The organism is Saccharomonospora cyanea NA-134 (assembly GCF_000244975.1).
Taxonomy (GTDB): Bacteria; Actinomycetota; Actinomycetes; order Mycobacteriales; family Pseudonocardiaceae; genus Saccharomonospora; species Saccharomonospora cyanea.
The window spans coordinates 246920-268757 of sequence record NZ_CM001440.1 but is presented as its reverse complement, the minus strand read 5'-3'; the positions used below and the strand labels follow the sequence as shown (position 1 = coordinate 268757).

Sequence of the window (21838 nt, the reverse complement as noted above, 5' to 3'; positions counted from 1 at the left end):
CGACGTAGAATTCCGAGCGGCGGCTTTCTCCCAGGAAGGAACGTCGATGGCTCCGGGACTCGCGGTGGCGACCGCGGCGGTGTTCGTGTGGCTGGGCATGGTGCTGGCGATCTCGTTTCTGGAAGCACCCTTGAAGTTCCGTGCCCCCGGAGTGACGGTCCCCATCGGTCTCGGCATCGGCAGGCTCGTCTTCCGTGCGCTCAACACCGCCGAGGCGGTCCTCGCGCTCACGGCGGTGATCGCGCTGGCCGTCGATCCGCCCGGGACCTCCGCGCTGGTGTCCGGTGCGGTGGTGTTCGCGGCCCTCGCCGTGCAGCTCGCGGCGGTGCGACCGCGGTTGACCCGCCGCTCGAACCGCGTGCTGACGGGCGAGAACGTCCCGCGCTCCCGCGCCCACTACGTCTACGTGGCGCTGGAAGCGGTCAAGACCATCGCCCTCCTCGTGACCGGCGTCCTGCTCCTGGCGTCCTGACCTCCGCGAAAGAGCCAGGGGTTTCCCGTCAACCCGGCAGCCGGCCCACCGCGGCACGCAGCGCCCGCACTCCCTCGGCGAGGGCGGGATGCGACCCGCTACCCCGGCGCACGCAGCAGAGGAACTTCCGCACCGGCCGGGGGTTCCCGCGCACCGGCACGCGCACCACAGGGTGTTCGCCCGGCACCGGAACCAACCTCGGCAACAGGCACACCCCGAAGCCCTCGGCCACGAGCGCCGACACGGCGAACCACTCCTTCACGTGGTGCGTGACGCGGGGCGTGAACCCCGCCGCCGAGCACGCGGCCAGCAGCAGGTCGTAGGTGTCGTTGTGCCGAGGTTTGACGATCCAGTTCTCGGCGGCGGCGTCGGACAGGCGGACCCCGTCAACGTCACCGCCGCCACCACCGCCACCGCCCTCGGCGAACGGGTGCCCGCGCCACACGAGCAGATCCTGCGGGTCCTCGTGCAGCACGTGCTGGTCGAACCGCGCGTCGTCCACCGGTGGGGTGCCCGCGGTGGGCAGCACCACGGCGATGTCGGCCTGCCCCGCCAGTAGCAGCGTGAAGCAGTCCTCGCTCTCCTCCTCCGCGACGTGCACGTCGAGTTCGGGAAAGTCGCGGCGCAGCCGCGCCACGGCCGGGGCCATCAGGGCGGCGACGGCCGAGGACACCCCGCACAAGCGCAGGGTTCCGGTCACCCGGCTGCCGACCGCGAGTTCGGCGCGAGCCCGCTCCCACTGCTCGTGCAGGGCGTCGGCGTGGCGGAGCAGCGCGTGCGCGGCCACGGTGAGCCGCACGTTCCGGCCCGTCCGTTCGAGTAGCTCGACCCCGAGGTCGTCGGCGAGCAGCCGGATCTGCTGCGACACGGCCGACGGCGTGAGGTGCAGCGCCTCCGCGGTGGCCGTCACGGTGCCGCGATCGGCCAGTACACGCAGCACCTGCACCCGCCTCAGGTCAATCATGTAGCCGAGGCTAAACGAATCCTCGCCTGATTTTTTGATGGACGCGCACGATCCGGTGGCGCGACCCTGGAGTCGTGGCTGTTCCCCCACACCTTCTCGTCCTCGGCGCCGCGGTGTCGGTGCAGACCGGCCAGGCGTGGGGCAAGCTCCTGTTCACCGAGGCAGGACCGCTCGGCGTCGTGGCGTTGCGACTCGCCTCGGCCGCGTTGATCCTGCTGGCCCTGCACCGTCCCGCTCTGCCGAGGGGCCGGGACCTCGCGTTCGTCTGCGCGCTGGGCGCCGCGATCGCGGGCATGAACCTGGTCTATCCCGCCCTGCGGTGGCTGCCGGTCGGTGTGGCGAGCACGATCCAACTGCTGGGCCCCTTGGCCGTCGCCGTCTGCACGTCCCGCCGAGCCGCCGACCTGGTGTTCGCAGGTGTGGCGGTACTCGGTGTGCTGCTCGTGCGCGACTCGTCGGCGGGCGCGCTGCCGTGGCAGGGTCTGGTACTCGCCGTGGCCTCGGCCGCCTCGATGGCCGCGTACCTGTTGCTGTCGCGGCGGGTGGGGCGGGACACGGCCGGTCTGGGAGGGCTGGCGTGGGCGGTGACCGTGGCCGCGGTCCTCGGGGTACCAGCGGGTCTGGTCCACAGTGGTGATGCCGTGCTGGCACCCGACCTCCTCGCGGTGGGTGTCGCGCTCGGCCTGACGTCGGCGGTGATCCCGTACTCGCTGGAGATGGCGGCGCTGCGCCGCCTCGCACCGCGCATCGTGGCCGTGTTGCAGTGCGGCGAGCCGGTGGTCGCCGCACTCGCCGGACTCGTGCTGCTGGACGAACTGCTCACCCCAACCCAGCTCGTCGGCGTCGGGTGTGTGATCATCGCCGCCACCGCCGTGACGCTCCGCTCGCGCGAGCAGGACGTCCCACCTGAGGGGGAGACCGTTCCCCGCCAGGAGGGAGGACGACCACGACACAGCCGGTGAGACTCGCACCATGACGTCTCGCGACGAAAGCGCACCTTCCCGGGCCGGCGTGTGGGGGCTTCTGCTGGCCGTGTTCTACGCGGTGTTCGTGCGGTTCTACCAGGCCGCCGGGGGCACGATCGGCCTCGGAGGTTCGGTGCCCCGTGACCTCCCCACGTTCCAGTTCACTTCCTTCGTGGCCGGGGTCGTGATCCTTCTCGGCGGGGTGGCCTGCCTGGTTCTCACCACTCCTCGGCTGCGGCGCGCACCCGCATGGCTGCCGATGTCCGGCGGGCGGGAGGTCCCCGCCGCGCTGCTCGTTCCACTGTGCGCGGTGCCGGTGCTGGTGGGCGGCCTGTACGCCGTCGTCCACGGACTCGGGGGCGGGGTCACGAAGCTGCTCGCGTTGCTCGGCGTCGCCCAGGTGCCGTTGCCCACCGAGGCATGGGTGAACCTCGACCCGGCCGCGCTGTTCCTGTGGGACCTGTTGCTCTACGAACCGTGGTTTTTGGCGATGGGTGTGTGCCTGCTCCTCAGTCTCCGTCGATACGCCACCGACGAAGGCGTGTCCCGCACTGCCATCCAGCGTGCCGGGCGGGTGTGCGCCGCGCTGGTGGCCGTCGGAACCACCGCGTTCGTCTGGATGATCGTGACGGACAACCTTTTGGTGCTGTGACACCACGGGGCGCCCACCGGAACACGAGGATCCCCCGGCCCGGGGCGGACACATGCTCGGCGCCTGGAGAACATCGTTTCCGGTCAATGGTTCTCAGTGATCGCGGCTGCCGCACCACACGGCTCGCTGCCGGGCGCGAACGCGATATCTCTCGCCGAGTTCATCGCTCGCTCCCGCCGGGAGAGGACCGATGCGGGTCGGCGTGGATGTGGGTACGCATCCCTTGCGGGTCGAACAGGATGAGTAGCTCGACCACCCCGCCGTCGGCGCTTCCCAGCCAGTGCGGCGAGGACGTGTCGAATTCGGCTGCCTCCCCGGGTGGCAATGTCAGGTCACGCTCGCCGAGCACCAGCCGCAGGTGTCCGTTGAGCACGTACAGCCATTCGAAGCCGTCGTGGGTCTGCGGGGTCGGTTCGAGCGGTTCGGACCACGCCGGGATGATCATTTTGAACGCGTGCACCCCGCCGGGTCGCCGGGACAGGGGCACGAAGGTCATCCCGAACCGGCGAATGGGCGTGAGGTGGACGCGGGGGTCGCCGGTGCGCGGGGCGCCGACGAGGTCGTCCAGTGGAACGTCGTAGGTGCGGGCGAGCGGGAGCAGCAACTCCAGGGTTGCCCGGCGCTGCCCGTTCTCCAGTCGGGACAGGGTGCTCTCCGAAACGCCGGTCGTCGTCGCGAGGTCGGCGAGGGTGATACCGCGGTGACGGCGCAACGCGCGGAGTCGCGGCCCTACCGCGTCGAGCACTTCGTTCGTGTCGCGGTCCATGAGGCCATCTTGCCGGAACCGCAAGATTCCGTGCCAGATCGGTGTGCACCTGGCGAAACTGAGCCCCATGCCGAAGGAAAAAACACCGATGAACGCCGCCGCTGCGGTCACGTTCTGGGACGGCGTCCACGCGTCTCGACCGGCGACCACCGTCCCGCAGCCGAACGCCCGACTCACCGAGACCGTCACCGGCCTGTCGCCTGGCGACGCGTTGGACCTCGGATGCGGCGACGGCGGCGACGCACTGTGGCTCGCCGGTCAGGGGTGGCACGTCACCGCCGTCGACATCTCGGCCGTGGCAGTCGAACGGCTCGCCGCCTTCGCCGGCTCTCACGGCCTCGACGACCGGGTCACCGCCGTGCGGCACGACCTGAGTGAGACCTTCCCGCGCGGCGAGTTCGACCTGGTCTGCGCCCACTACCTGCACACCCCCTCCGACCTGGACCGGGCGGCCGTCCTGCGCTCGGCCGCGCACGCGTTGCGCGCGGGCGGGCGGCTGCTGGTCGTCGACCACGGCTCGACCGCGCCGTGGTCGTGGAACCAGGACCCCGGCGTCCGGTACCCGAGCCCGCAGGAGGTCGCCGAGGGCATCGACCTGGACCCGGCGACGTGGACGGTCGAGCGGGCAGACACGCCCCGCAGGATCGCGACGGGACCAGGTGGGCGCACCGCCGAGGTCACCGACCACGTCCTGCTCGTCCGCCGCACCACCTGACCCAACGGCCAAAGCCGCCCGGACCGGCGACGGCTTTGGCCGAGGTCCTGTGCGGATGCCTCGGCCACCCCACGAGCTCATCGACGGCACGACCGGACGCCGACTCCATCACCCCACAAGGACAGGAACCATGACCACCACAGCCCGGCCGCCGAAAGGCCGCATCCGCCCGACCACGCGCACAGCGGCCCTCGTGCTCACCATCCTGCTCACGATCGGCACCGCGGCCTGCTCCACACCGACCGCCGACGACATCCCTCCCCACGCCGTCGCCACCCAGAACGACCCGGCTTTCCGGGGCACCTTCCGGCACGAGTTCGCCGAGGTCGACGGCGTTCGCATGCACTACGTCACCGGCGGCAGCGGCACACCGGTAGTGCTGATACACGGCTGGCCACAGACCTGGTACGGCTGGTGGCCGATCATGCCCGCACTCGCCGAACACCACACCGTCTACGCGGTCGACCTCCCCGGACTGGGCGACAGCACCGGCCGACCGACCGGCTACGACAAAGCCACCCTGGCCCGGTACGTGCACACCCTGATCGCAGACCGGCTAGGCGTCCGGGACGCCGCCGTCGTCGGGCACGACTTGGGCGCCGCGGTGGCGTTCCAGTACGCCAGCCAGTTCCCCGACGACACCGCCCGCCTCGCCTACTTCGACCTGCCGCTACCGGGGCCTGGGATCGACGCGGCCACCTACCGCACTCTGAGCTGGCACATCGCCTTCCACTCCCAGCGGCAGGTCCCCGAGGCGGTCGTGAGCGACGACGTCCGCGACTACCTGGCACTGTTCTATCCCCAGGTCTCGTTCGACGGAACGGCGTTCGGCGGCACCTCGGACCGATCCCCTTTCACCGACACCGAGATCGACGAGTACGCACGGACCTACAGCAGGCCTGCGGCCCTGTCGGGTGGCTTCGAGCTCTACCGCGCCCTCGACAAGGACGTCCGCGACACCGTGGCAGCGGCACCGGTCCAGGCCCCGACCCTGCTCCTGACCGCCCAGGGGCAACTCGACGCGGTCCAGGCCACAGTGACCCCGCGAATGACCAACATCGTGCGAGCGGTGGACGTACCACACGCGGGACACTGGCTCGTCGAGGAGAACCCCGAGTTCGTCACCACAGAGCTGATGCGCTTCCTCGAAGGCTGACCACGCCACCGAAGCCGGTGCGGCGTTCAGCCGACCAGGAAATCGTCACATGCCGCAAACGGGCGGACCGGCGTCCCACCGACCTGTGGACAACCCTCCCGGCGAGGGGCCCGTCTACGGGCGGTGCGACGGCCGTGACACCCCCGTCCCCGGCCGCTGGTCGGCATCGGCTTGGCCGAGGCTGTCGCCATCTGAGGTGGCCCGATCAACCTCCTACCGGGCATCGGATCCGGGCTCACCGTGAACACCACGGTCCTGGCCTGCGTACCCCTTGCTCGACTCGGATTGGCGAGCGGTCTGGCGCCACTGGTGAACCGAGACGCCACGTCCGGCGAAGCAGTCCAAGCTGGGACGCCGGGGCGTGAGGCTGTCCCGTAACTGAGTGAGGTGGCCGATCTGGCTGCAGGTGTTCGAATGGCGGCGGGCTTGGCGGTGCCGCGGAGTTCGCTTCAGCGGGAGGTGTCACCGCGCGGCGGTATGGTCCTCGGACCCTTGAACTTTAGTGGAATTCCAGACCCATGACCCTCACGACGCCTCCGCGCCCCTATGACATCCTCAAGCACTTCCCCGGGCTCGCCCCCTACGCCAAGTCGGCGGTGCGGCTGCACCCGAGAAAGGGTGCCCCCGGCATCGACCAGTCGTCGATCGGTGGTCCCCTGCTCTGGCCGGCCGACGAACCGTGGCCGGTGTGCGGACTGTCGCACGAGCCGGGGATGGAAGAACCATTCGACGGGATTCTTCGCCATCGCGTCGCCGAGGGATCACATCGCTGGTGCGAACCGGAGCTCCAGACCACCCGAGAGGCACCTCCAAGCCACGACCGGAATGCCCCGGTACCGCTCATCCCGGTCGCTCAGCTGTACTACCGCGACGTGCCGGGCCTGCCGTGGGCCGACCGATACGACCTGCTCCAGATCCTGTGGTGTCCGCTCGACCACACCGGGACCAGAACCGACACCCCCTACTGCCCGGCGTTCCAGATCCGCTGGCGCCGAACCGAAGAGGTCCACGAGAAGCTCGCCGTCCAGCCGCGACCGGTGATGTGCGTCGACGAATACGTCCCGAACCCGTGCGTGGTGTGTCCCGAGGTCGTGACCGAGTATCCGAACATCTCCACCTTGCCCGAGGCTCTGCGGCGAGCAATCGGCGACTGGGAGGACCAAACCGGCAACAGCACCGCTTACAGCCAGGACATCGCCACCGCACCCGGCTGGAAGGTCATGGGGCACGGCGGGTACTGGGGCATCATCGACCCGTACCCCATGATGTGCGAGTGCGGTGAGGAACAGTTACCGCTGTTCACCGCTGCTTCCGGAGAATTCGACGGCGGAACCAGGAGCTGGCGGCCGAGCGAGGAAGCCGAGTCGGGACGGGACCTCTCGGACCCGGTCGGGGTCACGATCGGTCGAGGCTACGCTCTCCAGCTGTACTACTGCCCCACATCGGAACACCACGCCAATCGCACCGAAATGTCCTAGCCTCCGCAGCGTCAAATCGACGCGATGCTCGACTCAAGCGGTGGGAACCAAGCCCGAAAGCACTTACGATCACACCTGGTGAAGCTCCCGGTAGGTCTGGACGATCTTTTTGACCGCGTCCGTCACCGGGGGCTGTTCGTCGAGCGAGGCCCACAGATACGAGTCGTGTTCGGTCAGGCGAACCGGCTCGGACTTCTTCACGTGGGCGGCGAAGTTGAACTGGCGGCTCTTCTTCCCGCTGCCCGAGGTGTAGTCGAAATGCCCAGGTAGGCGACGATGCCAGTCACCGTCAGACCGGTCTCCTCGCCGACCTCCCGGACCAGCGCGGCGTCGAGCGTCTCCTCCCCTTCGACCTTGCCGCTCGGCAACTCGTAGATACCACCCATGAAGTCGTCCGCCGGACGCTTGAGCAACAGCACCTTGCCGTCCATCTGCACGACAGCCCCGACGACGAGTTGCCGCACCCGTCGCTGAAGGCCTGAGTGGTGAGTGCTGCGAGCACGGAAGAACCGATCATGCCGACTCGCCCTAGAGCGGGTTGAGACGAGCCTTGAGCAGGCAGAACGCGTTGCCCTCGGGGTCGGCGAGGACGTGCCACTGCTCCTCACCGGTCTGGCCGATGTCGGCCGGCCGTGCCCCGAGCTTCAGGAGGCGTTCGAGTTCGGCGTCCTGGTCGCGGTCGGTGGGGTTGACGTCGATGTGCAGCAGGGACTTCCTCTGCTCCGGCACGTCCCCGGCTCTGAGGATGATCGTCGGCTGCGGTCCGCCGAGCCCTTCGCGCGGCCCGATCTCGATGGCGTAACCCCCTTCGCCCTCTTCGCGACCGAGCTCCACGAAGTCCAGGACCTCGCACCAGAACCGCGCCAGCACCTCGGGGTCACGGCAATCGAGCACGAGCTCACCGATACGACATGCCATTGACGAAACCTGCTCTCAACGGGGAACGGACAGGGCGGCCGCGCGTGACTCTCTCGGGCTCTTCGCAGTGGAACAGCTGGCGACCGTACCGGACGAGACGAGCGAGCACGAGGGTTTTCGGTGCTCGCCCGGCCGGTGCGCCCACGCGGCCGTAACGCCTCAGAAACTCCTGCTGTTTGGGGTGAGCTTCCATCTCCTCGGAATCCCAGCCTCAGACAGGATGTGAGCGAGCCCGTGCTGTGCGACCATCACGAGCGCTCTGCCCGCAGCGTTTCGTATTTGCCGGATCACGTGACAACAAGCGGCTCCCCACTGCGCTGCCGTCGTTCAGGCGCCAATTCCCGGCAGATCGCGACACGCGTTACGCCGGCGCTGGCCTCGTCGGTGTCGCCGATCGATCCTCCGCTGGTCGGTGAAAGATCGCCAGGAGGGCGAACCAGACCAGAATCAAGATGCCGGCCGGACGCAGGAATGACTCTGGAAGCACGTGTCCCACGAAGGAGTACGCGGCAAGCCAGAGACCCGTGATCACGCCGACCGCGCTGACCGGCCAGGCCCGGCTGACCAGGGAGCTCGACACGATCCAGACACCGGCAAGGACGTGCCCGCCGAGCCGAACCGCCCAAGCAGTGTCGTACGCGATCTCGTTGATCATCAAAATGCCGGCGAGCACGTCCAGTGTCACCCATCCGTAGCCGGCCGCCCTGGCCCACGGTGCCGCTTCCAGGCGAGAGACGAGGAAAAGGATGGAAAGGTGGAAGAAGACTCCCAAGTATTCCCCCCACGCCACGTCTGGGTCCACGAAGAAGGCGATCACGGCCGGAAAGAACAGCACGAGAGGAAGAAGCGCCAACGAGCGCAGGCTGACGTAGTGCCGTCGAGCATCGAGCATCGCAGAGTCCTTACGTGTGGGAGGCCTTGTATGGTCGAACACTAGAAGGGCGGTGTTGACATGTCAACACAGGGTCAGGCGACCGAACTGTGGCTGTTGTGGAAGCGCGCGTACGAGACGACTCGCGCCGCGATCATCGCCGACATGACTACGGCATCCGGCCTCTCGGAATCAGAGCTGAGTGTCTTGGTGTGCCTGCACGAATCCGGCGGTGTTCTGCGTCAGAACGCCATCGCCACAGCCCTGGGCTGGGACCGGACGAGGCTCTCGCACCTACTGACCAGGATGGAGAAACGCGACTACGTCGCGCGCGGCAAGGTCGCGAACGGTGTCGAGGTCACTCTGCGACCAGCGGGCCGACGCACGATCGACGCGTCGGTGCCAGCCCTGGAGGCCTCGACCCGTCGTCACCTGCTGGACCGGCTCGACCCTGACGACGCGACAGTGCTCAAGGAGATCGTCGAGCGATTGCTGTCCGGTGACAGTCGCTGAACGCCCGCTACCGACCGACGTGCAGAGACCACCAACCCACCGCCGATACGCGACGCACGAAACACAGGACTGATTACTGTCAGGTACTGATGCGGCGGGACAGACCGACTAGGGCCTGTCCTGATAAGCAGGAAGCGGACCTGTCTGACAAAACTTCACTACCCGTGTCCAAGCGCTACCCCCGCTGGCCCCGCGTCCCGCAGGTTCGAAAGGCCTCAGTATCAGTCACACCTGGTGCAGCCCCCGGTAGGTCTGGACGATCTCTTTGACCGCGTCCGTCACCGGGGGCTGTTCGTCGAGCGAGGCCCACAGGTGTGAGTCGTGTTCGGTCAGGCGAACCGGCTCGGACTTCTTCACGTGGGCGGCGAAGTTGAACTGGCGGCTCTTCTTCCCGCCGCCCGAGGTGTAGTCGAAACTGCCCAGGTAGGCGACGATGCCAGTCACCGTCAGACCGGTCTCCTCGCCGACCTCCCGGACCAGCGCGGCGTCGAGCGTCTCCTCCCCTTCGACCTTGCCGCTCGGCAACTCGTAGATACCACCCATGAAGTCGTCCGCCGGACGCTTGAGCAACAGCACCTTGCCGTCCATCTGCACGACAGCCCCGACGACGAGTTGCCGCACCCCGTCGTTCTCGGCTTGAGCGGTGAGTTCGTCGAGCACGGAAGCATCGATCATGTCGGCCTACCCCAGTAGCTCTTCGTGGTCGTCTATTACCTCGCGGATTCCGACGAATGTAACCCCGGACCGCTCGAGTCGGGACTGCTCCGCAACCCGTGCCGACTGGGCCTCACAACGTCTGCCGTGGAGGACGGTTCTCGCCTTCGCTCGAAGCGGTGGCGGCTGAGCAGGCTGCGAAGGTCGTAGCGCGGCACGGTGGGACCACACTTGCATTACACCAACCGGAAAATGACTCAGCGGGCTTGCCCGAGAGGACAAGCCCGCTGATAAACCCTTGCGCGCCCGTAGGGATTCGAACCCCAAACCTTCTGATCCGTAGTCGCGAAGGAATCTTCCCTCGACGTCCGTCGAGCGCGTTTCCGCAGGCCAGCTTCCTGTGGGCAGTCCGGGTCAAGGCCTCCCATCCAGCCCCGTCCAGCCAGTCCGTGAGACAGGTGTGAGACGGGATGTTTGAACGGAGGCGCCGATGACCGAGCCCATCCGCAGCCCGCACGACCTCTTCAACCAGCCGTTGCACGTCCTCTTCGAGGCGGTGGCCTGGTGAGCATCGAAGCCATCAACTGGGCACTCAACACCGCTCCGATCCCCACCCACCGCCGAGACGCATCCAGCCTGGCGATAGTCCTGGTCGGGCTCGCCAACCACGCGGACCCGGACGGCCGCAACGCCTTCCCCTCACTGAACCGGCTGATGCGCTACACCCGGCTCTCCGAGCGCTCGGTGCGCTACGCCCTGCGCGCGCTGGAAGAACTCGGCCTCATCCGGCGCTCAGCCGACCAGGAGATCGTCGCCGCATACCGCAAGCGGGCGGACCGGCGTCCGAACAACTACGACCTGGTCATTCGGCAACCTGTGGACAACCCTCCCGGCGAGGGGCAGAACTTGCCCCCTGGTGACCAGCACGAGGGGCAAACACAGCAGGCACGAGGGGCAAAGAGCCGCACGACGAGGGGCAGAGATTGCCCCCGAACCGTCCTTAACCGTGACAAGAACCGTCCTGCGGGCAAGCGCGCCGCGCCGGGCACCGTCGGCCCCGTCTGCGGGCAGTGCGACGGCCGCGACTCCGACCCGGTGAGCGCCCGTGTCGTCTGGCTGGATGTTGACCGAACCAGGTCGGTCCGCTGTCCTCGATGCCATCCGGCCAAGAGCGTCGACACGGACGACCCCACCAGTAGCGAGGATTTCACCAGCGGAGGCGAGAAGACCGCTGATCCACGACACGAGTCGCCGGTAGGCAAGCCACAGGGAGGCCGCCGGTGACCACGACAGAGGATGCGCTGGTCGTTCAGGTGCGCCAAGCGCTCGAAACAGCACATCGAGCTGGTCGACCACGGCCGGGACGCCCTGCGTTGGTGCGGTTGACCGGCGCCACCGATTACGCCGTCCGGAAGGCGCTGGCGACGCTGGCAGCCAGCGAGAACAACACCGCCGCCAGCCTGTCGCCAGCCGAACCAACCACTGGCGGACACCCGGAAAACACCGGTCGACCGGCCTCACGGCGCGAGACTGCACCCGCTGTCCGAGGCGCTCGTCTCCCCCGTCCCTGGCCGCTGGCCGTCATCGGCTTGGCCGCGGCTGTCGCCATCTGGGGTGGCTGGGTCCGGCTCGGCGAACTGACCGGCTTCGGCCCGATCAACCTCCTACCAGGCATCGGGTCCGGTCTCACCGTGAACACCGCGGTCGTGCTACCGCTGTCCGTGGAGTTCTACTCCGCCTACGCACTCAGAGTGCTACTCGTCTCCGACCAACTCACCACACGTACCCGCACATTCGCTCGCCGCACCTTCACAGCGAGCCTGGTCGTCGGGGGTGGCGCACAAGTCGCCAGCCACGTCATGGAGGCTGCGGGCACCGCCACCGCACCGTGGCCGGTCACCACGGTCGTGGCGTGCGTACCCCTGCTCGTACTCGGATTGGCGAGCGGCCTGGCGTCACTGGTGAAACGAGACGCCACGTCTGGCGAAGCGGTCCAGGTTGAGACATCAGGGCGTGAGGCTGTCCCGTAATTGAGTGAGGTGGCCGCAGAGTTCGCTTAGACCGTGTCTCATTTAGCTTGTTTGATCTTTTTGAAGCAGGAACGAGCTGCTGCGCTCACCCTTGATAAGGCCACCACGGCGCAAAGCAGCGACAAGGGAGAAGGGGGCGAGGACGCTAATCGACTTCCTGCTCCGGCGGGTAGAATTCCAGCACCATTTCTTGGACAGCGCTCGCTAGACGGTCGAGCTTTTCACCCAGTAACCACACATCCGAGGTTATTAATTTGCAATCCGGTGCGATCTTCCAATTGCGGCCTCTGTGGCAATACCAGAGAGAATCGTCCTCTACCTGGCACAGGCCGGGTTCAGGGAAGACGTCGAGTTGCACCTCCCCCACCTCGGGCCACGTGGACGGGCGCGAATGTCGCTCTCTTCTTGAGCTGCGTGGTTGTTCCACTCGCCATGAATCACAGTGTTTCTTAAGTCCTGTAGCCGACGCGCTTGCTCGAGGAGGTCGCATAGTCGCACGTGCGCCTTTTCTGGCCACGTCCGGAAGTATGGGTCTATCTCATGCAGTACCAACTTGATGGAATCGCGTAGCCACTCCGTTGAACGCCCCTCCAAGAGGAGGTACGAGGGGATAAAGTTGCCATCTCCCAACAGACTGGCAAGTAACCACCGAAGCTTACTGTCGAGCCGAGCACTGGCCATTGCGGCATAGCCGATGCCACAGGCAAGCGCCTGTGCGTTATCCATGTTCCCCGCTAGGTGCTGGCCGAATCATCTCTAGAACTTCTCATAAATCTAGGTAGGCGTCGCCACTATGGAGTAGAAGATTGTGCAGGGGTGGGGCCATGTCGGCGATGACGTCGAACACGTTTCCGGCAATGGTGTCGCGCGTCTTCCCAAGCATCGCCAACGGGCCAGCCGGGGCGGTGCGCACGTACATGAGCTGGTGACGATGGAACCGATGGGCCTTCCCGCTGCGGATGGCCCCGCAGTAGAGGTTCACGCGTCGTGTGGCGTCGAGGATGCTGTTCTGCTGCTCGACGGACAGCTCCGCCCTATTCGAGCGGGACGAGCTCCCATCACGGGTTCGCCTGTACTGACTCTGGCGCTGGCCGCACTGCCACCACCTGCCCTGCGGGTCTTGGTCGATCGGCATCCACGCCACCTCGCCGAGTGAAGACAACAGGTTTACGTGACCACGTTGGTCACACGGCTTCTGTTCCGCTCTCTTCTTTGTGGAACTGCTGGATGTCGCTCAGTAGTTCCAGTGCATGGGACGTCAGTGCCAGCGCGTGAGGACGCGTAAGAGTGATCTTGCGATGAGCATGCGGGTTCCGGGTGAACTTGAAGAACGTGCGGAGCCGTAAGCGATAGATCTTGAGGAGGGTGTTGTAAGCGAAGAGCTTTTCATCCAGGTGCTTGATGAACCCACCAACGAGCCGTTGTCCGAAGTCGTCATCGTTGCCTACCACAAGCCGCAGCTCCTCTTCGATAGCGATGCCGACCTCACGCACTGCATGGTCGTACAGCTCGCTGTCCAGGAGCTTCTTCAGGTCAGGCATGCTGCCCGGAAGTTCGAGGTGCTCGGCGAGTTGTTCTGTGACCAATTCCCAGCCAGCGGGGGTGATCGTGATGGCGCCCTCGCTCTCGTTGTCGTCGAAGGCCGGAAATATGTAAGGGCTCCCGTACAAGAAGTCTTCTTCTGGCGCTGGTGGCAATGGCGGAAGAACCATCTCTTCTAAAGTGCCATCCTCGAGCTTCATGAATAGCCGTCTTTTCGGCCAGCCCCACTCGGCCCGCCGGCGGATCTCGAACTCTCGCTCGCTGACCAACGTGATCCCCCTGATCAGGCCCTGTTCCTGGAGAGGCACAAGGTCCTCATGCCAGATCGCGACCTGGAACGCGTCAGGCGACATCGGATCCTTGGTACGCTCAGGCTTCTTCGGGTCGTAGTTGTAGGCGCAGAAGAGCACGCAGCGGTCGATGTCGTCGATCGGAAAGAAGCGAGTACCGACTGGAAACTGTGCCAGGTCGAATAGACCGTGCCCACCGCCTGGCGCGCACGGGTATGCTGGCCAGTTCGCGTGGATGCCGAGGATCATCTCACCACCGCTGCGGCTGTAGCCCGACCCGAACCACCCCGGATTCTCAGTGATGTCACCGGACTTTGGCTTCTTCTCACTCATCTGTTCAGCATCCCATCGCTTCCGTCACATCCCACAATGATTTCGTTCGGAGCTCAGCAGGCGCCGCGGGTTGGAATCAACCGTCCGCCGGGGCACCGTCATGGAGGGCGGACTACTCCGACGGCAGCTCTTCCAGCGAGAGTGGCACCTCAGTCGGCACGCTGAATTAGGACGCTTTTAGTGCGTGTCTTACTTGGTGAGTTTCTTGTAGAAGTACGTGAGTTCACCGTGACTGAAGCTTCTTCAGCGGGAACCCACCGCAAAACACGCTGCCGGTGCCGGAACAGCGGCCGGTTCCAGCGCAAGCGGCGGCCGTGATGACCGTTGTTGAGGGACAGCGGGGGTAACTTCTGGGCCAGACCCGTGAAGGCCACAACGGGGAGTAGCGAAGGGATGCGGTTGCCACTGGTGCGGAGGTCTATACGAGTCGGCCGGTCAGGATGGGCACGTGGATATGCTCGGTGAACGGGGCGTGGGGCTCTAGCGCACGGCGAACCTGTTCGGCGAAGTGCGGCCGGTCATCGGGCGCGGGTAGGTGGTCTGCGTGCAGTGCTGAGAAGATCCCACCCACGATCTGCGGGAGATCCAGCGTGTCCGTGTAGTCGATGCTCTCCATGTGGACTTGGAATCCGGCGGCGGCCATGCTGTCGCGATACTGCTGCTGCGTTGTCTCGTCAGCGCCGCAGGTGCGGGTGAGAGGGGTGCCCAGCCAGTTCTCCAGGTAGTCGCGTAGTGCGTGTGACCAGCCACTGTCCTGTAACCACAGTGGTGCTCCGTTGGTCACGATGGCCACGCCTCCGCCCGGCCGAACGAGGGGTACCAGGGCTGGGAACAGTTCGTGGTGGTTCATCCAGTGCAGGGCTTGACCGATGGTGACCGCGCCGACCGATCGGTTGCCGAGCAGGGCCGGCAGAGCGGGTATGTCGGTGTCCGCTCCGAGCATCCAGCTCAGGTTGGGGATTGCCTGCTCGGCTGCGGCACGACGACCTCGCGCCAGCATGTCCGGTTCCGGGTCGACGGCGACCACGGCGCGGACCCGCCTGGCGAGGGGCACGGCGAGCTGACCGGTTCCGCAACCGAGATCAACCACGACGTCATCGGCGGTCAGCTCGAACCTGGCCGCCAAGGCGTTGATGACCTGGGGCGGATAGCCACGTCGGTACTGGTGGTAGAAGTCGACAACCTCACCTCGGAAACCCAGATTCATGGTGACAGACTGCCGATTGACAACGATGGGTGACAGTCGGTTTCGCTCATAGCGCAAGGCCTGTGACGGCCGTCTGTTCGATCACTGGTTCTTATGGTCCACGTCCTCGATCGGTCGTGCGGCGAGTTGGTGGGCGATCTCGGAGTAGTCGATCGCAGTCTGGGTGCTCAGGCCGAATGCCATGGCCAGGTGTAGTGGATCGGCGTTGATCGCGAGGGCTTCCTGAAGCACCCGGTCGGCGCGGATGTGTTCCAGTTGGACGCCGCGTAGCAAAAGGTTCCAGGTCAGGTAGTAGTCATTGATTGGCGCCTCGCCGAGCGCGGACTCGGTCGTTACCAGGACGTGGCGGTTCAAGGTGTACGGCCATCGGCGGTGCCGGTACTCCAGCCACGCCGCCACGATGTCACGCGCGAACTCGGTCAACTGGTGGCGGACGCCGCCGATCGTGATTGCCCGGCCCGGAAGGTCGATGTCGTCCACTGTGAGTTCGCGGATTGCCTTGGCTCGGGCGGCGTAGACGGCCACCAGGCCGACGACCAGCCGCTGTGCCGGGCTCTTCACGGCCTCCTTTACCGTCGCGATCTGCTCATCGGTCATCGGCAGTACCGTGCGCTTGGGTGCTTGACCGACGCTGAGTAGACGGCTCGGGTCGGCGAAGATCAAACGGTGGCGCTTGGCGAACTGGAACAGCGACCGCAGCGAGGTGAACGTCCCAACCCGTTGGTGACCGCGAAGGCTGTCCAGCACGGCAGCGACGTCATCATGGGTCACCTCCCGCAGGTGCGCTCGAGTTTGTGACCAGGTCAGCAGGTGCGGCCGAACCCGCCCGAAGTAGGCGTACAACGTCTGCGGGGACCGCGGCCTGGCTCGTTCCTCGCCGTCCAGCAGCGCTAACAACCACGCTCGCACGTCCGCCTGGAAGTTCTCCGGCAGCGTCGCGGCCTGTCGGTCGACCCAGATCCGGATGCCAGGCACGGTGTCCTCGATCAAGAGTCCACAGCTAGCGAGGATGCTGGCCGCAACGCGGGCTCGCCCGGCCCCGAGTGCGGCGTCGAGCAGGCTGCGCCGAACCCGCTGGCCTTCGGGATGGTCAGCCAGCACACGCAAGAGTCCAGCGGCCTGGCGGCGCAGGGTGATCGCCGTCCAGTTCCCGACCTGCGCGAGGTTGAGCAATTGTCCCAGCACCGCGAACTGCACGGGCGAGGCGTCCGAGCCGCTGACCAGTTCCTCCAGTTGGACATCGGAGGCGCGGAGCTGCTCCCGGGTTGGTCTACAACCGTGGCAGTACAGCCGGTAGCGCCCGCGCCCGCTGACAGGCCTGGTTCGGTTCACTGGCCCGCCACAACCTCGGCAGGGCGCAGTCACGACCGGCGAAACCTGTCCAGTTCGCCGCGCAGCTGTCTTTGACGGCCTGCATTCCAGGCAGTGTTGGCGCGGACGTCCACCGCGTGAGCCGGTGTGCGACTGAATCGGGCGCGCGCAGGTCCGGCAGGACGCCGGGCGGCCTTCGTGAACGGTCACCGCGGTGGCAGGGAGCGTCCCGTCCTCGGCTTCGGCGTAACCCGCCGGACCGGGCCAACAGCGGTGTCTCGGTCCTGGCCAACCGCCTGGCCGTGCTCCTCGGCGTCGGCCGCCGGCGCCGGAACGGTGTCCGGCTCGGCCTCGATCAGGTCGCTGATCGTGCAACCGAGCACCGCGCAGAAGGCATCCAGCTCGTCTGGGCGCAGGACGCTCGGAGTGCCCGACCAGAGACCAGAAAGCTTGCCAACGCTCATCTCGATCCCGCGTTCGGCGAGCAACCGACGGAATTCACTGGCCTTCCAGATACCGCGCTGAGCGGCGGCCATCCGCAGGTTCCACTTCATGGGTTCAACCCTTCCCACCGCTGGGCGGCACGCTGGTGACCACGCTCGATGGCGGTCTCGATGCGGGTTCCGTGCACGTGGACGTAGCGCATCGTCGTGGCGATCCACGAGTGCCCGAGCAGTTCCTGGATGGCCAGGATGTCGACCCCGGCCTGGTAGAGCTGGCTGGCGCAGTAGTGCCTCAGCACATGCGGTGTCAGCTGGCCACGCCAGCTCGGCAGGTGCTGCTCGACGGCCCGCGCCAACGCCCGTCGCAGCACATCGGCGGTCACTCGCGTCCCGGGACCGTCGGCGCAGTGGCGTTCGGACGGAAACAGCGGTGCGCCCGGCAGGGAGTCGTCGACGTCGAACTGACTCCAGACGTCCTCGACAAACCAAGTTAGCGCCCGGTCCGCGCCGTTGATCAGCGGCACCAAGCGCTGCCTCGGCCCCTTCCGGCGCGATCCTTTGCCGTGACGGACGTTGAGTTTGCCGAATCGGCCAAGCTCCCACCGGACGTCGCCGAGGTTGAGCATGCGGGCCTCATTGATCCGCAGCCCAACGTCGGCTAGCAGCCGGGCCACCATGTAGTTGCGGGCGGCCGGCGTGAACTTACGGCAGATCAGTAGGTCCTCGCGCCAACCATCGAACAACTGCTCGATCTCCACCTCGGTCGGCGGAACTCGGACCTGAGCCTGAACCGACATCCGGGGCCGATTCATCTCGTCGATTGGACACTCGACGACTCGGCCTGTGAGCTCACACAACTCGACCTTGTGCCGCAACTCCAGGAACTCGAAGTAAGTCACCAAGGCCTGCGCCCGTGCGGCCCGCGTCGACCGGGCCACCTTGCGCAGCACCGTGCCGAAGTAGCGGTCAGCGTCACGCGGCTCCATCTCCCACAGCGGGCGCTCAAACCAGTCCCGCACCAGCCGCAGGTGGGTCGTGTCCCCTTGGATGGTGCTGTCAGTCAGCCCAGCGGCGTGCCGCGCGAGAACGAACTCGGCCAGTACGTCCAACTCGAAGTCGGCCAGCTCCTCCTCGGTCGCCGGGATGCGCCGCTCCCGCAGCGGCTGAACAACTGCCAGCACCAACCCGCTCCCTCATTGTTCATCCACAGTGAAACTCCATCATCTTGAGCGTGATCTTGCCATCTAGGATGAACGAACTTCAGTTGCCCCCTGAAGCAGGTGGTATGGCGGGCTTCACCTGGTCAGCAGGTCAGCGCGGAACGGCGTCCGGAGCGAAAGCCAGCTCGAACGCGCTGGTTGTTGCGTAGAACCGGACGAGTTCAGCCTCCGTGAAACCTTGTCTGTGGGAACCCAGCGGGTTTCTGGTCGTCAACGTGCAAAACGCAGTGGGTGCCGCACGATCCCGGTGTCCCGAACGCAGGGCAAGGACGGGCGGCGTCTTGGAGCTGGCCAGCGACCGGCGGCTCGGGACCTGATCTTCGACGGGCCGTTCAAGGAGGTTGCGAGTGATCTCGGAATAGTCGATCGCGATCTGGACGCTCAAGTCGCCGCTCGGTGCCTGCCTCTCAGGCTTCGGTGAGCTGGAGGGTGGTGAGGCAGGTGGCTCCCTCGTCCGTGGTGGAGAAGGCACTTCGGCCGGTGCGCCCCTGGTAACCGGCCTCGATGGTGCCGTTGACGCCCTGAGGAAGCCAGAAGCCGACGAAACCGTTGTCGAAGGTGGTGACCTGCTCCTCGACGAGAGTCTCACCGGTGGCGTCGTCGACGATGCGAATCCGGAGCTCTTCGCCGGCCAGCTCGCCACGACAGGTGGTCAGGGAGTGGTAGTAGCACTCGTGGGTGTGGTCGACGTAGGGAGCGACGGCGAGATAGAACCGGTCCTCGGGGAGCGGGATCGTGAACTCCCGCTCGGCGTCGGCGAGGAGGAGGTGGTCGGCGCGCACGGAAGCCATGAGGTCGGTCGAGCGCTGGGCCAGGGGTACCTGGTCGAGATGGTCGATGATCTGCGCCCCGTCCATGCCTTCCAGGCCGTGTTCGGCGAGGAAGGCCGCCTTGTCGGTGGTGACGGTCGGTGCGCCGGGCGACGCCTGGTCGGTCTCGGGCGCGGTGGTGGAGCAGCCGGCGAGCGCCAGGAGAAGCGCGCCCGCCGCGATCAGGTGCCGTTTCACCCTCCTTACCTTGCCTTATCGGGTGGATCACACTCCGACCCCTGCCCACCCCGATGGCCGAGGACGAGGTGCCGCCGGCTCCGGCGCTCAGTCACCGCTGGACCACCGGCTCCCCCTCCGGGCGCGCCGGCACCGAGGTCGGCGCCGGAGGTTCCGGCAGCCGCAGCCACTTGAGCAGCAGCGCGTTCACCGCCACGATCAGGCTCGACCCCGACATCGACAACGCGGCGATCTCCGGGCGCAGCACCAGCCCTAACGCGGGCGCGAACACGCCCGCCGCGATGGGCAGGGCCACCGCGTTGTAGCCGATCGCCCAGCCCAGGTTCTGCCGCATCTTGCGCAGCGTCCCCTTGCCGATGCGTAGCGCGATCGGCACGTCCAGCGGGTCCGAGCGCATCAGCACCACGTCGGCGGTCTCGATGGCCACGTCGGTGCCCGCGCCGATGGCCACCCCCAGGTCGGCTTGCGCCAGCGCCGGTGCGTCGTTCACCCCGTCACCGACCATCGCCACCCGCTTGCCGGCCCGCTGCAACTCAGCGATCTTCGCGGCCTTGTCCCCCGGGAGCACCTCGGCGATCACCGTGTCGATGCCCAACCGACCGGCGATCCGGCGTGCGGTCGCCTCGTTGTCCCCGCTGAGCATGACCACCTCGACAGCCAGCGAGTGCAGCTCCGCCACCGCCGCGGCCGACGTCTCCCGGGGCGCGTCGGCCAGCGCGATCACCCCGACCGCGCGCCCGTCGACCGCGACGAGCACCGCGGTCCGTCCCGCCTCGGCCAACTCGTCCCGCCGCGCGACCAGGGATCCGACCTCGACGCCCTCGGCCACCATCAGCTTGCGGTTGCCCACCAGCACCCGCCGCCCCGCGACCCGCGCGTCGGCACCGTGGCCCGGCACGTTACGGAAGTCAGCCACGTCGAGCGAGGGAACACCCCGCTCCTCGGCGTACCGGACGATCGCCGCGGCCAGCGGGTGTTCCGACTCCCGCTCCACCGCCGCGGTCAGCGCCAGCAGGTCCGCATCGGGAATCCCGTCCGCCACCACGTCGGTGACCTCTGGCTCACCCTTGGTCAGCGTGCCGGTCTTGTCCATCACCACCGTGTCGATCCGCGCCACGGTCTCCAGCGCGGTGGCGTTCTTGAACAGCACACCGCGCCTGGCGCCCAGCCCGGCACCCACCATGATCGCGGTCGGGGTGGCCAGCCCGAGTGCGTCCGGACAGGTGATCACCACGACGGTGATGGCGAACAGCAGCGCCGTCGTCAGCGGCCGGGTGGAGAACAGCGCCCAGGCCGCGAACGTGGCACCGCCACCGATCAACGCGACGAACACCAGCCAGAACGCCGCCCGGTCCGCCAGCCGCTGCCCCGGCGCCTTGGAGTTCTGCGCCTCCTGCACCATCGCGACGATCTGTGCGAGCGCGGTGTCCGAGCCGACCTTGGTCGCCCGCACCCGCAGCGTGCCGGTCACGTTGATCGACGCGCCGATCACCTCGGTCCCCGGAGCCTTGCTCACCGGCAGGCTCTCGCCGGTCACCATCGACTCGTCGACATCGGACCGGCCGTCCTCCACCACACCGTCCACCGGGGTCTTCGCGCCCGGCCGAACCAACAACAAATCGCCCACCCGCACCTCGGTGGTGGGCACCTCGACCTCGCGACCGTCACGCAACACGACCGCCTTCGGCGGCGCCAGCTCCAGCAGCGTGCGGATGGCGTCGTTGGCCCCGCCACGGGCGCGCATCTCGAACCAGTGCCCCAGGAGTACGAACGCGGCCAGCACCGTAGCCGCCTCGTAGAACACCTCGCCACCACCGGTGAGGGTCACCCACAGGCTGTACGACCAGCCCGCACCGATCGCCACCGCGACCAGCACCATCATGTCCAACGTCCGCGCCCGCAACGCCCGGTACGCGCCGTCGAAGAAGATCCACGCCGAGTAGAAGACCACCGGCAGGCTCAGCAACAGTGAGAACACGTCGTCGCGCAACCCCAACGGCGCCGGGGCGGTGAACCCAAGCACCTCCCGGCCGATCGGGGACCACAGCACGATCGGCACAGACAACACCGCCGCCACCAGGAACCGATTGCGCATGTCGCGGACCATGGCGTCCATCGACATCCCCGCGTGGGCACCGCCGTGCCCCATCACCTCCTGCGGCGAGCGGTCCTCGGGCGCTTCGTGCCCCGCGTGTTCCTGGTCGGCCCCCCCGCACCGGAGGTGCGCCACCGGCCGCGAACGCCTCCCGGTGGGCGTCGCGCACAGCCGTGGGGGCCGCCTTCCCATCGGGGTCGGGCAGCGGCTCCTCCATCGGATGGCACACATGCTCC

At 67.0% G+C, this 21838-nt stretch carries 24 protein-coding genes and 1 tRNA gene; 9 read left to right on the top strand and 16 right to left on the bottom strand.

The annotated features are described in order from the left end of the window. The first annotated feature begins 46 nt into the window (after positions 1–46). Positions 47–472 carry a hypothetical protein gene (locus SACCYDRAFT_RS01345; protein ID WP_005452879.1) on the top strand — a complete coding sequence of 142 codons (426 nt, stop codon included), beginning with the start codon at positions 47–49 and terminating at the stop codon, positions 470–472. Between the two features lie 28 nt (positions 473–500). Here SACCYDRAFT_RS01345 and SACCYDRAFT_RS01340 read toward each other — a convergent pair whose 3' ends face one another. Beyond that, the gene (locus tag SACCYDRAFT_RS01340; RefSeq protein WP_005452877.1) at positions 501–1436 is read right to left on the bottom strand and encodes a LysR family transcriptional regulator; all 936 of its coding nucleotides are present in this window, start codon (positions 1434–1436) and stop codon (positions 501–503) included. A 74-nt stretch (positions 1437–1510) separates the two neighbouring features. Between SACCYDRAFT_RS01340 and SACCYDRAFT_RS01335 the strand changes: the two genes are divergently transcribed. After that, a complete protein-coding gene (locus tag SACCYDRAFT_RS01335) occupies positions 1511–2398 on the top strand; it encodes an EamA family transporter (protein ID WP_232283760.1) in 888 nt (295 codons plus the stop codon). Positions 2399–2408: 10 nt separating this feature from the next. After that, the gene (locus SACCYDRAFT_RS01330) at positions 2409–3053 is read left to right on the top strand and encodes a hypothetical protein (protein WP_005452873.1); all 645 of its coding nucleotides are present in this window, start codon (positions 2409–2411) and stop codon (positions 3051–3053) included. 160 nt (positions 3054–3213) lie between these two features. Here SACCYDRAFT_RS01330 and SACCYDRAFT_RS01325 read toward each other — a convergent pair whose 3' ends face one another. After that, entirely contained in the window at positions 3214–3819 is a 606-nt protein-coding gene (locus SACCYDRAFT_RS01325) for a helix-turn-helix domain-containing protein (protein ID WP_043536972.1), read from the bottom strand. Between the two features lie 88 nt (positions 3820–3907). Here SACCYDRAFT_RS01325 and SACCYDRAFT_RS01320 point away from each other — a divergent pair, with 88 nt between their 5' ends. The 3 genes from SACCYDRAFT_RS01320 (at position 3908) to SACCYDRAFT_RS01310 (ending at position 7168) form a co-directional block, all read left to right on the top strand. Continuing rightward, entirely contained in the window at positions 3908–4534 is a 627-nt protein-coding gene (locus SACCYDRAFT_RS01320; RefSeq protein ID WP_005452871.1) for an SAM-dependent methyltransferase, read from the top strand. A 130-nt stretch (positions 4535–4664) separates the two neighbouring features. Then, a complete protein-coding gene (locus tag SACCYDRAFT_RS01315) occupies positions 4665–5690 on the top strand; it encodes an alpha/beta fold hydrolase (RefSeq protein ID WP_005452870.1) in 1026 nt (341 codons plus the stop codon). Between the two features lie 518 nt (positions 5691–6208). Next, entirely contained in the window at positions 6209–7168 is a 960-nt protein-coding gene (locus SACCYDRAFT_RS01310; protein ID WP_005452869.1) for a hypothetical protein, read from the top strand. Between the two features lie 69 nt (positions 7169–7237). Here SACCYDRAFT_RS01310 and SACCYDRAFT_RS27130 read toward each other — a convergent pair whose 3' ends face one another. From SACCYDRAFT_RS27130 to SACCYDRAFT_RS01295, 4 genes are all read right to left on the bottom strand, one after another. Beyond that, entirely contained in the window at positions 7238–7369 is a 132-nt protein-coding gene (locus tag SACCYDRAFT_RS27130; RefSeq protein WP_269744639.1) for a hypothetical protein, read from the bottom strand. Then, positions 7366–7599 (bottom strand): NUDIX domain-containing protein, encoded by a 234-nt coding sequence (locus tag SACCYDRAFT_RS26725; protein ID WP_232283759.1) that lies wholly within the window; start codon positions 7597–7599, stop codon positions 7366–7368. The genes SACCYDRAFT_RS27130 and SACCYDRAFT_RS26725 overlap by 4 nt, the downstream gene beginning before the upstream one ends. Positions 7600–7696: 97 nt before the next feature. Then, on the bottom strand, positions 7697–8086 hold the full coding sequence (locus tag SACCYDRAFT_RS01300; RefSeq protein ID WP_005452868.1) for a VOC family protein: 390 nt from the start codon (positions 8084–8086) through the stop codon (positions 7697–7699). A 361-nt stretch (positions 8087–8447) separates the two neighbouring features. After that, a complete protein-coding gene (locus SACCYDRAFT_RS01295) occupies positions 8448–8978 on the bottom strand; it encodes a hypothetical protein (protein WP_005452861.1) in 531 nt (176 codons plus the stop codon). Between the two features lie 60 nt (positions 8979–9038). On the opposite strand from SACCYDRAFT_RS01295, the gene SACCYDRAFT_RS01290 reads away from it, so the two are divergent. Beyond that, the gene (locus tag SACCYDRAFT_RS01290) at positions 9039–9470 is read left to right on the top strand and encodes a MarR family winged helix-turn-helix transcriptional regulator (protein ID WP_005452859.1); all 432 of its coding nucleotides are present in this window, start codon (positions 9039–9041) and stop codon (positions 9468–9470) included. Between the two features lie 225 nt (positions 9471–9695). On the opposite strand, the gene SACCYDRAFT_RS01285 is transcribed toward SACCYDRAFT_RS01290, so the two are convergent. Continuing rightward, positions 9696–10145: an NUDIX hydrolase gene (locus tag SACCYDRAFT_RS01285; protein WP_005452856.1), complete on the bottom strand. Its 450-nt coding sequence runs from the start codon at positions 10143–10145 to the stop codon at positions 9696–9698. 280 nt (positions 10146–10425) lie between these two features. Further along, a tRNA-Arg gene (locus tag SACCYDRAFT_RS26235) sits at positions 10426–10503 on the bottom strand. A gap of 185 nt (positions 10504–10688) precedes the next feature. Between SACCYDRAFT_RS26235 and SACCYDRAFT_RS01280 the strand changes: the two genes are divergently transcribed. Next, positions 10689–11408: a helix-turn-helix domain-containing protein gene (locus SACCYDRAFT_RS01280; protein ID WP_005452854.1), complete on the top strand. Its 720-nt coding sequence runs from the start codon at positions 10689–10691 to the stop codon at positions 11406–11408. A 305-nt stretch (positions 11409–11713) separates the two neighbouring features. After that, the gene (locus SACCYDRAFT_RS26720; protein WP_232283758.1) at positions 11714–12154 is read left to right on the top strand and encodes a hypothetical protein; all 441 of its coding nucleotides are present in this window, start codon (positions 11714–11716) and stop codon (positions 12152–12154) included. 766 nt (positions 12155–12920) lie between these two features. Here SACCYDRAFT_RS26720 and SACCYDRAFT_RS01270 read toward each other — a convergent pair. The 8 genes from SACCYDRAFT_RS01270 to SACCYDRAFT_RS01235 form a co-directional block, all read right to left on the bottom strand. Continuing rightward, the gene (locus SACCYDRAFT_RS01270; RefSeq protein WP_005452850.1) at positions 12921–13289 is read right to left on the bottom strand and encodes a hypothetical protein; all 369 of its coding nucleotides are present in this window, start codon (positions 13287–13289) and stop codon (positions 12921–12923) included. Between the two features lie 49 nt (positions 13290–13338). Further along, positions 13339–14319, bottom strand: a complete 981-nt coding sequence (locus tag SACCYDRAFT_RS01265; RefSeq protein ID WP_005452847.1) for a hypothetical protein — start codon at positions 14317–14319, stop codon at positions 13339–13341. A 418-nt stretch (positions 14320–14737) separates the two neighbouring features. After that, a complete protein-coding gene (locus SACCYDRAFT_RS01260; RefSeq protein ID WP_005452845.1) occupies positions 14738–15526 on the bottom strand; it encodes a class I SAM-dependent methyltransferase in 789 nt (262 codons plus the stop codon). Positions 15527–15607: 81 nt separating this feature from the next. Beyond that, entirely contained in the window at positions 15608–16858 is a 1251-nt protein-coding gene (locus SACCYDRAFT_RS01255) for a site-specific integrase (protein ID WP_005452843.1), read from the bottom strand. A 185-nt stretch (positions 16859–17043) separates the two neighbouring features. Beyond that, positions 17044–17391 (bottom strand): helix-turn-helix domain-containing protein, encoded by a 348-nt coding sequence (locus SACCYDRAFT_RS01250; protein WP_005452841.1) that lies wholly within the window; start codon positions 17389–17391, stop codon positions 17044–17046. Then, positions 17388–18461, bottom strand: a complete 1074-nt coding sequence (locus SACCYDRAFT_RS01245) for a tyrosine-type recombinase/integrase (RefSeq protein WP_005452839.1) — start codon at positions 18459–18461, stop codon at positions 17388–17390. The genes SACCYDRAFT_RS01250 and SACCYDRAFT_RS01245 overlap by 4 nt, the downstream gene beginning before the upstream one ends. A 446-nt stretch (positions 18462–18907) precedes the next feature. Then, positions 18908–19507, bottom strand: a complete 600-nt coding sequence (locus tag SACCYDRAFT_RS01240) for a CueP family metal-binding protein (RefSeq protein ID WP_005452838.1) — start codon at positions 19505–19507, stop codon at positions 18908–18910. A 91-nt stretch (positions 19508–19598) separates the two neighbouring features. Further along, positions 19599–21737, bottom strand: a complete 2139-nt coding sequence (locus SACCYDRAFT_RS01235; protein ID WP_232283757.1) for a heavy metal translocating P-type ATPase — start codon at positions 21735–21737, stop codon at positions 19599–19601. Between the last annotated feature and the right edge of the window lie 101 nt (positions 21738–21838).